The organism is Methanoculleus frigidifontis (genome assembly GCF_030464345.1).
Lineage (GTDB): Archaea > Halobacteriota > Methanomicrobia > Methanomicrobiales > Methanoculleaceae > Methanoculleus_A > Methanoculleus_A frigidifontis.
This window is the reverse complement of sequence record NZ_VCYH01000004.1, coordinates 114,933-127,349: the sequence shown is the minus strand read 5'-3', so window position 1 is coordinate 127,349 and position 12,417 is coordinate 114,933. Positions and strand designations below refer to the sequence as shown.

General features: G+C 63.9%; 17 protein-coding genes. 12 read left to right on the top strand and 5 right to left on the bottom strand.

The window, feature by feature from the left end:
- Window positions 1-91: 91 nt before the first annotated feature.
- From FGU65_RS07170 to FGU65_RS07150, 5 genes are all read left to right on the top strand, one after another.
- On the top strand, window positions 92-796 hold the full coding sequence (locus FGU65_RS07170; protein WP_301663758.1) for a phosphoribosyltransferase: 705 nt from the start codon (window positions 92-94) through the stop codon (window positions 794-796).
- A gap of 55 nt (window positions 797-851) precedes the next feature.
- The gene (locus FGU65_RS07165; RefSeq protein ID WP_301663757.1) at window positions 852-1,325 is read left to right on the top strand and encodes a YbhB/YbcL family Raf kinase inhibitor-like protein; all 474 of its coding nucleotides are present in this window, start codon (window positions 852-854) and stop codon (window positions 1,323-1,325) included.
- A gap of 91 nt (window positions 1,326-1,416) precedes the next feature.
- Window positions 1,417-1,896, top strand: coding sequence for a YbhB/YbcL family Raf kinase inhibitor-like protein (locus FGU65_RS07160; protein ID WP_301663756.1), 480 nt, complete (start codon window positions 1,417-1,419; stop codon window positions 1,894-1,896).
- A gap of 66 nt (window positions 1,897-1,962) precedes the next feature.
- Complete coding sequence (locus tag FGU65_RS07155; protein WP_301663755.1) at window positions 1,963-2,430, top strand: YbhB/YbcL family Raf kinase inhibitor-like protein; 468 nt, start codon at window positions 1,963-1,965, stop codon at window positions 2,428-2,430.
- A gap of 60 nt (window positions 2,431-2,490) precedes the next feature.
- On the top strand, window positions 2,491-2,946 hold the full coding sequence (locus FGU65_RS07150; RefSeq protein WP_301663754.1) for a YbhB/YbcL family Raf kinase inhibitor-like protein: 456 nt from the start codon (window positions 2,491-2,493) through the stop codon (window positions 2,944-2,946).
- A gap of 42 nt (window positions 2,947-2,988) precedes the next feature.
- Here FGU65_RS07150 and FGU65_RS07145 read toward each other — a convergent pair whose 3' ends face one another.
- Together FGU65_RS07145 and FGU65_RS07140 are read right to left on the bottom strand one after the other, a co-directional pair.
- Entirely contained in the window at window positions 2,989-3,420 is a 432-nt protein-coding gene (locus tag FGU65_RS07145) for a CBS domain-containing protein (protein WP_301663753.1), read from the bottom strand.
- A 728-nt stretch (window positions 3,421-4,148) separates the two neighbouring features.
- On the bottom strand, window positions 4,149-4,832 hold the full coding sequence (locus FGU65_RS07140; RefSeq protein WP_301663752.1) for a cation-transporting P-type ATPase: 684 nt from the start codon (window positions 4,830-4,832) through the stop codon (window positions 4,149-4,151).
- A 176-nt stretch (window positions 4,833-5,008) separates the two neighbouring features.
- On the opposite strand from FGU65_RS07140, the gene FGU65_RS07135 reads away from it, so the two are divergent.
- Window positions 5,009-5,581 carry a flavin reductase family protein gene (locus FGU65_RS07135; RefSeq protein WP_301663751.1) on the top strand — a complete coding sequence of 191 codons (573 nt, stop codon included), beginning with the start codon at window positions 5,009-5,011 and terminating at the stop codon, window positions 5,579-5,581.
- Window positions 5,582-5,775: 194 nt separating this feature from the next.
- Here FGU65_RS07135 and FGU65_RS07130 read toward each other — a convergent pair whose 3' ends face one another.
- Both FGU65_RS07130 and FGU65_RS07125 read right to left on the bottom strand, forming a co-directional pair.
- Window positions 5,776-6,198 carry a hypothetical protein gene (locus tag FGU65_RS07130; RefSeq protein ID WP_301663750.1) on the bottom strand — a complete coding sequence of 141 codons (423 nt, stop codon included), beginning with the start codon at window positions 6,196-6,198 and terminating at the stop codon, window positions 5,776-5,778.
- A gap of 26 nt (window positions 6,199-6,224) precedes the next feature.
- Complete coding sequence (locus FGU65_RS07125) at window positions 6,225-6,404, bottom strand: hypothetical protein (protein WP_301663749.1); 180 nt, start codon at window positions 6,402-6,404, stop codon at window positions 6,225-6,227.
- Window positions 6,405-6,505: 101 nt separating this feature from the next.
- On the opposite strand from FGU65_RS07125, the gene FGU65_RS07120 reads away from it, so the two are divergent.
- Window positions 6,506-7,303 (top strand): hypothetical protein, encoded by a 798-nt coding sequence (locus FGU65_RS07120; RefSeq protein WP_301663748.1) that lies wholly within the window; start codon window positions 6,506-6,508, stop codon window positions 7,301-7,303.
- Between the two features lie 14 nt (window positions 7,304-7,317).
- Here FGU65_RS07120 and FGU65_RS07115 read toward each other — a convergent pair whose 3' ends face one another.
- Window positions 7,318-8,436, bottom strand: a complete 1,119-nt coding sequence (locus FGU65_RS07115) for a TIGR04084 family radical SAM/SPASM domain-containing protein (RefSeq protein WP_301663747.1) — start codon at window positions 8,434-8,436, stop codon at window positions 7,318-7,320.
- A gap of 141 nt (window positions 8,437-8,577) precedes the next feature.
- Between FGU65_RS07115 and FGU65_RS07110 the strand changes: the two genes are divergently transcribed.
- Genes FGU65_RS07110 through FGU65_RS07090 form a run of 5 tightly spaced genes read left to right on the top strand, consistent with a single transcriptional unit; the run spans window position 8,578 to window position 12,381 of the window.
- Window positions 8,578-8,748, top strand: coding sequence for a hypothetical protein (locus tag FGU65_RS07110; RefSeq protein WP_301663746.1), 171 nt, complete (start codon window positions 8,578-8,580; stop codon window positions 8,746-8,748).
- Window position 8,749: 1 nt separating this feature from the next.
- A complete protein-coding gene (locus FGU65_RS07105) occupies window positions 8,750-9,085 on the top strand; it encodes a cupin domain-containing protein (RefSeq protein ID WP_301663745.1) in 336 nt (111 codons plus the stop codon).
- 46 nt (window positions 9,086-9,131) lie between these two features.
- On the top strand, window positions 9,132-11,003 hold the full coding sequence (locus FGU65_RS07100) for a glycoside hydrolase family 15 protein (RefSeq protein WP_301663744.1): 1,872 nt from the start codon (window positions 9,132-9,134) through the stop codon (window positions 11,001-11,003).
- A gap of 11 nt (window positions 11,004-11,014) precedes the next feature.
- A complete protein-coding gene (locus FGU65_RS07095) occupies window positions 11,015-12,259 on the top strand; it encodes an Nramp family divalent metal transporter (RefSeq protein WP_301663743.1) in 1,245 nt (414 codons plus the stop codon).
- On the top strand, window positions 12,235-12,381 hold the full coding sequence (locus FGU65_RS07090; protein ID WP_301663742.1) for a hypothetical protein: 147 nt from the start codon (window positions 12,235-12,237) through the stop codon (window positions 12,379-12,381). The genes FGU65_RS07095 and FGU65_RS07090 overlap by 25 nt, the downstream gene beginning before the upstream one ends.
- Window positions 12,382-12,417: the final 36 nt, after the last annotated feature.

The following is a 12,417-nucleotide window of genomic DNA, read 5'->3' as shown; positions in this document are numbered from 1 at the left end:
ATGCCGCCCGGGAATACTCCACAATCCAATCGTGCTTCCTGCAGGGACGACCGAAATGCGTTAATACTCAGGCCCGATAGATACCCGCCGTATGCTGGACATGGGGCGAGTGATCGAGGATAAGACACTGCGGAACCGCGAGTATGTCTTTACTGACCGCACCGATGCGGGCAGGCAGCTCGCAGCGACGCTCTCCGGGCTCGAGCGAATGGAAAAACCGGTTGTCTGTCCCATCCCTGCGGGGGGCGTTCCTCTTGGCATCGAGGTGGCACGCGCTCTCCAGGCGCCGATGCGGATGGCCGTCGTCAGAAAAGTGCAGATCCCCTGGAACCCCGAGGCGGGGTTCGGCGCTGTCACCTGGGACGGCCAGGTCTTCCTGAACCGCACGCTTCTTGCCGGACTCGATATGACCGACCGGGAGGTCGACACCGCCGTCGAGAAGGCGCGGGCAAACGTCCGGGAGCGGCTGGAAATATTCTCGGCCGGCCGGGAGGCACCGTTTCTTGAGGATACGACGGTCATCCTGATAGATGACGGGCTTGCCACCGGCTACACCATGCTGGCCGCGGTCGAAGCCGCAGCGGCGGAGTCGCCCCGGCGGGTGGTCGTGGCGGTTCCGACGGGTTCGATCCGTGCGGTGGAGTTCATGGCAGAGAAAGCGGATCTGGTCGTCTGCCTCAACATCAGGACCGGCTACTCGTTTGCCGTCGCGCAGGCGTATACGCAGTGGCACGATCTCACCGACCGCGAGGTGCAGGAACTGCTGACACAGGCGCGTGATATGGGGCTCTTCTGAGCCCGGCACAACCTCTTTATACTTCCCGATCCATGCAGGCGCGGAGGACTTCTCTATGGATGGGCTGGACGTCGATCCGGGATTTAGCGTGTTTCCGCAGAAGCACACCTGCAACGGGGAGAACATCTCACCGAAGATCGGGATACGGGGACTTCAGACGCCGTATCTGGCGATTATACTGGAGGATCCGGATGCGCCCGGGGGCACGTATACGCACTGGCTCATCTGGAATGTCGATGCCACGGGCACCCTGCCTGAAGGGCTGCCCGCCGAGCGGGAGATGACCGATCCCATCGCGGCTGTCCAGGGCACAAACGATCACGGGAGCATCGGCTACTTTGGCCCGTGTCCGCCCCGGGAAACGACGCACCGCTTCTTCTTCCGTGTCTACGGCATGCGCGAGGCGATCGATCTCGAACCTGGTGCGGGGAGGGTCGCGTTCGAAGATGCACTCAAGGATGTCATCGAGCAGTACGGGGAAGCGATGGCGGCCTACGGGAGAAAGGTTGCTGCCTGGGCCGGGGCGTGAGGGAGAGGGCGGGAGAAGAGGGCCTGCGTTCCGAAGACCGTAATACTTATCAATCCCCCGCCCCTGTCGGGTGCGGCAGAGAGGTGCTGGTATGCAGGAATTGCAGGTGCAGATTGACTTCGATCGGTTCCCTGAGCGGTATACGTGCGATGGGGAGGATATCTCCCCGGGAATTACGATTCAGGGCCTGAACGAGCCGTACATTGCGGTCATCATGGACGACCCCGACAACCCCGGCGGCCGGTTCACCCACTGGCTCATCTGGAATGTCAAGGCGACCGACAGGATCCCGGAGGGCATCCCGCCGCAGAACCGGATAGAGCATCCGATCGCTGCGGTGCAGGGGATGAACGACTTCCGGCGGGTCGGGTACGGCGGCCCGTGCCCGTCGCGGGGTGAACTGCATCGTTATGTTATCAGGGTGTACGGCGTCAAGACGGAGCTCGAGCTCCCTCCCGGGGCTGCGAGGATCGATCTCGAGGACGTACTGAAGGCGACCGCCACGCAGTACGGCGAGACGGCGGCGGTCTGTGAGCGCAAAGAGGTGCTGGCGACTCCCGGGTCTCTGTAGTGTGGCTGTTGCGAGCCCTTCTCCGGGAGGGCACATCTCTTTTATCTCCTGCGGTGTATTCCCTGTATGGCTGACACCGTCGGAAAATTGGTTGTCAAACTCCGTGCTGCGGAGTTTTCCATCTGGAACACCTGTGACGGCGATAATCTCTCACCCGAGGTGCGGATAGAGCGCCTGACACCGGGCGTGGCATCGCTTGCCGTCTTCGTTCTAAGCCCGAACGAACCGGGCTGCTCCTTTACCTCCTGGATCGCCTGGAACATCGAGCCGGCGGCATCCATCCCCGAGGGCATCCCGCCGCAGGGTGTCGTGACGGCGCCGGTGAACGCGGTGCAGGGGACGAACGACTACGGCACGCTGGGGTACCGGGGCCCCTGCCCACCGCCGGGAGAGACCCACCGCTACCATATCAAAGTCTACGGGCTCGACAGTATGCTCGATCTTGCTGCCGGCGCGACCAAACACGACCTGATCGAGGCGATGAAGGGGCATGTCCTGCAGTTCGGCGATACCGTGGCGATCTACAGTCGGTGATGCCGGCCGGCGAATACTTTTTAATATCCTCCTCCGTAGTGCAGAGCGGAGCGTGAAGCGATGCAACCGCTGGAGGTAACCCTGAATTTTGCAGAATTTCCCCCGGAACACACCTGCCGCGGCGGCGACGCCTCGCCCCGGGTCCGGGTGGCGGGCGTGCTGCCGAATATCAAGTCGCTTGCGATCGTGGCGACGAGCAGCCCGGAAGAGGGCGAATCGAAGGCTGCGTGGGTGATCTGGAATGTCGAACCGGCGGAGACGGTGCCGGCGGGCATCCCGAAGACCGCCGAGGTGACGGCTCCCGTCCGGGCGGTGCAGGGCAGGAATGATTTCGGCACCGTCGGCTACCGGGGGCCGTGCCCGAAGAGCGGGGAGACCGAAGCGTATCTCTTCCGGGTCTATGCGCTGGACATCGACCTGCACCTCCTGCCGGGTGCGGGGTGGGAGGACCTCGTCAGAGCGCTGGAAGGATCGGTGAACCAGACCGGCGAGGTGGTCGCGCTCAGCACCGGATAAAAAGAGGTGTGCCGGGTGGGTGGCCGGCGGTGCCCTCCGCCCTCACCTCGGAATTGGTGGGCTCTGTTTCTCGATGTTGCCGGCGATCTTGCTCATCTCCTCGCCGATCAGCCTGATGATGTCGTCAAGGGTGATGATGCCGACCAGTCTGCCGTCCCGGCCAGTGATCGGCATTCTCCGGATGCCCCGCCGCGTCATCTGCTCGATCGCCTGGTAGATCCCGGTACCTTCACTGAACGTGACGAGATCGCCGCTCATAATATCCCGCGCTCTCACCGTGCCCGGATCCTCGCCCCGTGCGACGATCCTGACGGCAAGGTCGCGATCGGTGACGATGCCGAGGGGTTTGTTCTCGCCGCTGACGATGATGACGCTGTCGACGTTTCTGCTCTCCATGACCCGTGCCATATCCGTGGCCGTTGTTTCCGAAGAGACCACCACGACTTCCTCTCTGCAACATTCTTCGAGTGTCATGAGACAACCTCCATACACCCGCACGGTGATCACAGAATGCTATTATGAAGGTGCCGGGTCAGGCGGGATCTGCCGGAAAAAGAGGGCGGATCTGAATCCGGATCCGTCCGATGCGTCTTCCTTATAGAGCGTGGTTCTCACATTCTTCTTCAACCGCTCCGGCTCGATCGCCGGAGACGAGACAGCGAAGGCTGCGGCGGCAGAGTCCCGTGGTAGCGTTCGGATCTGTGGTGACTGTGAACCCGTTCGATGGTGGGGTGGCGGTATGCACACCGGGAGCATCGATGGTCGGGTCGGGCAGGATCGGCGCAAGGTGCGTCTGCCGCGTGCGAGCATGACGGCCCGTCACCCCCTGTCGGGCCGCCTGCGCACCGGCGGCAGCGCAGGTCTTCACCGGCACCGTCTGACCCGGGCGGTACGGGGATGGCCTGAAGGCTTCCCCGCGTCCACTTCATAGTATCACCACTGGTAAATTATAATATTAATATAAAAATATATCCTATGCCCGGATCGTACGGACAGACTGCAACGTATACTATCGGTACACCACGACATCCTACATATCTGTCCGGACATCGTCATCCGCTGACCGGATAGGTGTACCGCGCGGGCTCTGTCCCCGCCCCCTAAAGGTTCTTCTCCCGCATCTATGGCTCTCTTCTCCCTCATCCTGATCGTGGCGGGGCTCAACCTCTTCGAGATCAGCTTGAGCCCCGCCAACGCCACCTTCAACGCCGAGGTGCTCCCGATGATGCAGAAGAAAGCCCGCAGTGGTTTCTGGTGTGGAATCTGCTCGTTGCGGTCTTCGTCGACGCAGGCTCCTTCCCTGGCCGGTTGTCTGGGCGACCACGCCGTCGTTCTGACCGGTCGGAGCGCTTTTTTTTGCGACGTTTTCGAGCGACCCGGCCGTGGTCGAGGCTATCGAGGCCTCCTCCCCGTTCCTCCTGATCGGCGGCGATCGTATCCCCTTCTTCCAGGACCAGGATGTCCCCCGGGACGACTGTCCCTGCCTCGACTTTTGTGACCGCCCCGTCCCGGCGGACGCCGACCAGCGGGGGGATGAGCTTTAAGAGCGCCTCGACCGTCCTGTCGGCCTGGTACTCCTGCCAGAAGGTGAACGTGGCGTTGACGATCACGGCGCCCAGCACGGCAAAGCCGAGGATGTTGTAGCCTTCGCCGGGTGAATAGGCGTCGGCGAGGAACGAGAGCGCTGCAGCGACCTCGAGAAGAACGGCGAAGAAGTTGGTGTACTGCTTTGCGTATTCCAGTGCGTAGTTCTTCCGCTTCTTCTTCTCGATCTCGTTGTACCCGAAGGTCGTCAGCCGTGTCGTGACTTCATTCTCGTGGAGCCCCTTTTCCCGGGTGGCGAGGTGGGAGAGCACCTCATTGTGTGGCAGGGTGAAGACCTGCATACGGCATCCGCTGCCGGCTCTCGGCAGCACCTTCCGGCACCTGATCGTATAAGAGCATCACCCGGTTCCGGGGCTGCGGGTCTGCCACCGGCACGATGGGTGTCGCTTCCCGTCGACGGCAGACCCGCTTCACGCCAAAAAACATTTTAACGTTCGAGAGCCCACACGATCCCCCTATGAAGAAGTCGTTTGGGCCGCGGACCCTTCTCTATCCGCATCCCGACCTGATCGTCGGCACCTACGACCGCGACGGACGGCCGAACGCCATGGCGGCTGCATGGGGCGGCATCTGTTCGTCAAATCCCCCCTCCGTTGCTGTCTCCCTGCAGAAGTCGCGGCATTCATACGCCGCGATCATGGAGCGGCAGGCGTTTACCATCAGCATCCCCTCTGAGCGATACGTGCGCGAGGCCGACTACTTCGGGATCGTCTCCGGCAGGGACGTCGACAAGTTCGAGGCGACGGGACTGACGCCCGTGCGAAGCGAGCTCGTGGACGCACCCTACATCGAGGAGTTCCCGGTCGTGCTCGAATGCCGGCTCCTCCAGACCGTGGAGATCGGTGTCCACACGCAGTTCATCGGGGAGATCCTGGACGTGAAGATCGACGAGTCCGTCCTCGACGAGGACGGCGTGCCGGACGTCGCAAAGATCGGCCCCATCGCCTACGACGCGATGCGGAAGGAGTATTACGGATTCGGCAAGGTGCTGGAAAAAGCGTTCTCTGCCGGCAGAGCGTTCAGAAAATAACCGGCCAGGAGACATCTCGCCGGGATACCCGCGAGAAGTTCGGGGAATCAGACCGAATGTGTGCTGACTGACAGTGCATCCGTGAGGGATGTCTTCATGGGAGTGGGGCCGGGGGAGGGGGCGTGCCTTCTCCCCTCAAACCCCTCCCCCAACGCGATTGCCCTATGGTTTCCCGGATCGGGCAGGCGCATCAGTCACCCGTCCAGGATCCCGTCGAGCTGCAGATCCAGGTCGCCGAACCGCTCTTCGGAGCGTGCGAACTGCTCGATGATATCGGGCGGTAGGACGCCCGGGGAAAACCGGACGACGGTGTCGTGCACGGCGTCGAAGATTTGGTAGATGCTCCGGATCGATCCCCCCATCTCCCGGTACTCCTCCATGGCGGCGTCCATGTCCCCCGGGTTCTCCGCGATGGCCGCGGTGCGATCGATGAAGTCGGGGAGATCGTCGGTGAAGGCCGGGAGCAGATCGGCAAATGCGTCCAGAAGGATATCGGCGGTCCCGGTCACGTTCTCCGCCGGCGGGGCGGCGGGATCGAGCGCCGATGCCGGCGCCCACCCTGCGGTAAGCATCACGAGGATGCAGGCGAAGCAGGAGAGGGATCGAAGCGCGCCCATTGTTCAGTTCCTTGTCTCCCGGATATCTAAAGGTTGCGCCCGCTCGAGCGCCGTCCCTTCTTGGTCTCGATCCAGTGCTTCCTTTTGCCGCAGCGTTCGCACCGCTGCTCCCACTCGACGACGTTCGAGGCGTACTCGTTGTACCCGCGTTTTCTGCCCCATTTGTGCAGGCCGAGCCTGCAGAGGAGCGGCGTTCCCGGAGCCATACTCTGTCCTCAGGTAGGGCCGCCCGGATGATAAGCGTTCCCGGAAGGTATATCTTTGAGGATAGGCGATTATCCTCTGTAAAACCGGATCGGTGTTTGCGTTGGCGTTTGTCTACTATGGTCAGGGAGTCTCCTCGCTGTACGGAGATTTTGTCGAGCGGTTGGTGTCGCATCTGGCGCTGGAAGGAACCGAGATCACACACCAGTCGATCGCCGAAGCGGCGGCACGGATGGATGTCCGGCATACCGGTGAGACGGGGCAGCTCGCAATAGAGCCGGACGGCAAGAACGTCCGGGTGACCTATACCGTCGATCGCGAGAAGAAAGAGATCGGGCGCGGACTGATGGGCGCCATCGCCGGCGGTGGTATTGGCAGCATCCTCGGGGGCGTCCTTCGGGGTGAGCGGGACGGCGGCGAGATGGTCGGCGACATCGCCGGCGGTGCGGCGGCCGGCGGGGCGTATGAGGCCTACCGGGGCTATGAAGAGTCGCGGGAAAACCGGACGGCGTTTGCAGAACTCCTCGCAGCCTGCGTGCGGGAGGTCGAGGACGAGCTGCAGGCGATCCTTGCGGGGCAGGAGGAAGCCCGGGAGGCGCTCCGCGAGCGCGGCCGCCAGAAACGCGAAGAGGAAGAGGCGAAGGAAGAGGAGATGCGCGAACTTCTCGACGATCTCTACGGCGACCTGCTTGCCGTCCAGGAGGAGATCGATCTTCTTGCATCGGAGGGTCTCAAGATCACAAAACCGAAATCGCGTGCGGACAGGGCTGAAAAACTCTACCTCGAAGCGGAAGAAGCGCTTGACGGGCGGAAGTACGCTATCGTGGCCGCGAAGGCGAAGGCCGCCCGGTCGATGGTGGAGAGCGCCCAGGAGAGTCTAGACGCCCTTGAGAATGAATAATCCTCTTTTTTGCGCTATGGAATAATCTCGCAGCTGTTGAACTTCGGGTGGTCGAAGTCGGCGAGGGCGATCCTTCCTGCACGGATCAGCTGCCGCACCTCCGGGAGGGCTTTTGTGAGGGCGGCGTGCAGGTTCCGCACAGTGGCGCAGACTGCCTCTCTCCCCTCGTCCGGCCACGGTTTAGTGATGTTTGCGTAGAGGCAGCGGCCGCCGCAGAAGTCCCTGATCGAACATTCCATGCAGGGGTTCCCGACCGAAACCTTCCGAAGGTCACCGGGGCTGGTGGTCGTGATATGGCCGAGGTAATATTCCCGCATCCCGACCATGATCGGGCAGGGGGCGATGCTGCCGTCGGTCATGATGCTGTAGTTCCCGTGGCCGCAGCCGCACCGCAGCAGGCTCGGCCGGTCGAGGAGGAGGTCCTGCATGGTGTCGAGGAAGGGATACCACCGGAGCACCCTTCCTTCGTCCCGCATGGCCGCCACCCATCTTCGGATGAGCGAGCGGATGCCGGGGTTGTAGCTCGTCTCCGCCCAGGCGGCGAAGCGGCGCTGGTGGTAGTCGTCCCAGAAATCCGCGTCCATCTGCCAGTGGATGGAGGAGAAGGAGAAGTGCTCGTTATCGGAGAGATACCGGACGGCAGCATCGATATCGGTCTCTTCCGTCACCGTCATCCGGGCGATCACTTCCCCGGGATAGCCGCCCCGGACGAGGTTTTGGAGGTTTTCAGTGACCCGTGCAAAGACACCCTCGCCCCGGTTCGCATCGGTGATCGCGGGCGGCCCGTCGACGGAGACGAGGATCGTCTCGAAGCGGGCGGCCAGCGCCGGCTCCACCCGGTCGAGAAGCATGCCGTTCGTGTGGAGCAGGAACGCTCCTACGGGTGCGTCCGCTGCGATCTTCCGGATGAGATCGAGCCGGAGCAGGGGCTCTCCGCCGTAGAAGGTCACTGCTGCCTCAGGATCCTTCCGGAGGAAGGCATACAGGTCGTCGAGATCGACGGCGAGGTCGATCGGGAGGTCGTTGTCTATCACGACCCTGGGTGGTTCGGTGGGCTCGGTGGTAAATAACTTCCCTCTGCAGTAGGTGCAGCAGAGATTGCACTCGTCGGTGAGAATGAGATGGTAGTACATCTGCAGATCGTGCGTACAATATCGTGAACCAGGGAAAAAAAGATAGAGTTTGGGGAAAATCGGGTGGTCTGCGGAACCTGTCGGGATGCGTATTCCGACAGGATTATTGCCCCGGGCGCGGGACTATTCCGAGGCAGATCCATGGAGCGTCGGGCAGAGACAACCATCGCAGTGCTGGCGGCACTCTTCGTACTCTTCTCGGCGATGATCGATCCTCTGGTTTCGGTCATCGCGGCTGTAGCGGGAGTCGTGGTGCTGGCACTCGTGATGGCGGGGAGCAAAAACAAAGTACCCGGAGAGACGAGGAGATAGTATGGCAGATCCACAGAAGGAGAACCTCACCGGCAAAGTCGTCGTCCCCGCTGACCTCGTCGCGTACCAACCGGGCTCGATCGTGAGCAGGATGCTCGCCTACAAAAAATCGGGAACGATCACCCTCTTTGCGTTCGACGAAGGCGAGGGGCTCAGCGAGCATACCGCACCCTACGATGCGATCCTCACCGTCCTCGACGGCGAGGCGGCCGTCACGATCGCCGGCGCCGAACACCAGGTGAAGGCGGGCGAGCTGATCATCATGCCCGCGAACGTCCCGCACGCCGTCCACGCGGCGACCCGGTTCAAGATGATGCTGACGATGATCCACGAGTAGCGGACTTCAGTTATTTTTTATAGTATGGGTGCCCGTCCTCCCCGGCATGGACGGGTACCTCCCCATCTCCGACTACGCCGCCATCGGCAACCTCCGTACGGTTGCCCTGGTCGGGCGCAGCGGGTCGATCGACTGGTGCTGCCTCCCCTCCCTCGGCCGCCCGAGCGTCTTTGCAGCACTGCTCGATGCCCGCCGGGGAGGCCGTTTCCGGGTAAGGGCTCTGGGCGTCCGCGAAGGAGCGCAGCACTACCTCGAGGACACCAACGTCCTGGCGACTGAGTTTCGGGACGGGGCCGCCCGGCTTACCGTGACCGACCTGATGCCGCTCCGGGGCGAGATCGAGGGGCGGGGCGGGTCGGAGGCGCCGCCGGAGATCCTGCGCATCCTCGACTGCTCCGGCAGCGATATCGACGTCGCGGTCGAGTGGTCGCCCCGGTTCGATTACAGCCGTGCCGTGACCGTGATCGAGGAGGCACCGGGAGGGTGGCGTGCCACCGGGGGGAAAGAGACGCTCTGCCTCTCCGGGGTGGCGGGTGCCGCGGTCCGGGACGAGGGATCCGGGCCGGGGCTCCACGCCCGGTTTACGATGCGGGACGGGGAACGGCGGGTGCTCGTCTGCCGCTGGGGGACCGGAGGTGCGGCGCACGGCCGGGGAGATGTGGAGGCGCTGCTCGAACGGACGGTGCATATCTGGCGGGAGTGGGCGCGCCGCGAGGAGGCGGTGCAGACGCCCCGCTGGGCCGGGGAGCACCTCCCGCTCGTCACCCGCTCGGAGCTCGCGCTCAAGCTCCTGACCAGTGCGGATACCGGCGCCATCGCGGCCGCGCCGACGACTTCGGTCCCCGAAGAGATCGGCGGGGTGCGGAACTGGGACTACCGCTACGCCTGGATCCGCGATGCCTCGATGACCGCACAGGCGCTGATATCGCTCGGGCACGAGCGGGAGGCACTGGACTTTCTCCTCTGGATGGAGCAGACGAGCGAGGAGCATTTCCAGGAGATGCGGCCGCAGATCCTGTACGGCCTCCATGGTGAGGAGGATCTGGCCGAACAGGAGTTCTCCCACCTCGAGGGCTACCGCGGTTCACGCCCCGTCCGGATCGGAAATGCGGCGGCGAAGCAGCTCCAGCTCGAGGTCTTCGGGGAACTGATCAGCACGGCATACGAGCTTGCACGGCGGGGCGTGGGCCTCGGCGAGGGGACACTCGACTTCATCGCCGGTGTGGCCGACTACGCCTGTAGCATCTGGAAGGAGCCCGACCACGGGATCTGGGAGGTCCGCACCAGGCCGCAGCAGTTCGTCTACTCGAAGGTGATGATCTGGGTCGCGCTCGACCGGGCGCTCTATCTCGCAAAGCACCACGATCTAGCGGGCGACACCGCCCGGTGGCGGGCGACCTGCAGGGCGGTCCGTGACGCGGTGCTCGAGCAGGGCTACGACGGCGAGATCGGGGCATTCGTCCAGGCGTTCGGCTCGAAGGCCCTCGATGCGGCGAATCTCCGGCTGCCGCTTGTGGAGTTCCTCCCCTGCGAGGACGACCGGGTGCAGGGGACGATCGACCGGACGCTCGATCGGCTCTGCGAGAACGGGCTCGTCTACCGCTACCGCACCGCCGACGGCCTTCCCGGGGGCGAAGGTGCTTTCGGGATCTGCACTTTCTGGCTGATCGACGCGCTCTGCATCTCCGGAAGAGTCGGGGAGGCACGCAGGATCTTCGACGGGATCGCCGGCAGGGCGAACCACGTCGGTCTCCTGCCGGAGCAGTTCGACCCTGTGGACGGTGCGTTTCTCGGCAACTTCCCGCAGGCGTTCTCGCACATCGGCCTCGTGAACAGCGCCCTCTACCTTGCGTACGCCGAAGGACGCTGGGTCCCGGAGCACGCGCCGATCGGGTTTCCGGGCGAGGGGATCCGGTAGGGGGTCCGGCGATGACGCAGACGGCTGCCCGTATCCCGCCCGCCCCCCGGGGCCGCGACCTCCTCGCCTGGATCGGCCCCGGGATCATCTGGATGGTCTCGGCCATCGCGACGGGCGAGCTCCTCTTCACCCCGCGGGTCGCGTCGCTCTACGGCTACGCCCTGCTCTGGGCGATGATCGCCGCGATCGTGCTCAAGACCCTGCTCTCGATCGAGATCGGGCGCTATGCCGTCACCACCGGCGGGTCGATCCTGCACGGGATGCGGCAGATCCCGGGGCCCGCCAACTGGGGTGTCTGGCTCCTGGTGCTCCCGCAGTTCTTCGTCGCGGTCACGACGATGGTCGGGATGGCGGGCGCGACGAGCTCGGCGTTCATCCTCTTCTTCCCCGGCGACTTCCGGCTCTGGGGGATCGTCTTTCTCGCACTCTCGACCGTTCTCGTCTACGCCGGCCGCTACCGGGCGGTGGAGCTCGCCTCGATCATCATGGCCCTCACCATCACGGCTGCGCTCGTCGTCGCGGCCTCGATCGAGTTTCCGGGGGTGGCGCCGCTCCTCGCCGGAATCGTCCCGGCGCTGCCGCAGGAGATCGACTACACCGAGATCCTGCCCTGGCTCGGGTTCCTGATGTCGGGCGCCGCCGGGCTCATCTGGTACTCCTACTGGCTCCCGGCCCGGGGCTACGGCGCCGCCCATTCCCTCGGTGCGGGGGATGGGTCCATCGAGGAGTTTGAGCCGGTCGATCCTGCAGTCTTCGACGCAGGCGAACAAGAGCGGCTCCGGAAGTGGATACGGGTCATGGCGATCACCACGGGCATCGCGGCCTCGATCGTCCTCGTCCAGCTCTTCGCCCTGCTCATCCTGGGTGCGGAGCTCCTGCGGCCCGAAGGCCTTCTCCCGGAAGGCCCTGCCGTGACGGCGGTCCTCTCCCGCCTCCTCGGGGAGGTATGGGGGCCTGCCGGGGCATGGATGCTGATCGTCGCCGCCCTCTTTGCCTTCTGGAGCACGATGATCGCGAACCTCGACGGCTGGGTGCGGATGCTCGGGCAGGGGTCGATCTTCATCGCCCGCCGGTTTGTCTCCTCGGGCCGCCTCGTCTCGATGGGATTCTACCGCCCTGTCTACCTCTTCGGGCTGATGGGCGTCCTGCCTGCGGTCTTCCTCATCGTCAGGCCCGAACCGGTGACGTTCCTGATCGTCGCCGGATCATCGAGGCGGTCCAGATCCCGGTCGTGGCGTTTGCAGCCCTGTACCTGAACCGGCGGATGCTCCCTGCCGCCCTTGCCCCTTCAACCGTCACCGCGATTCTCACGCTCGGCACCGGGCTCTTCTTCGCCTTCTTCGCCGGATACTACATCTACGCGGAGCTGCTGACATGATCTGCCGCTCCGGCGGACTAAAGTACTTGGAGGATC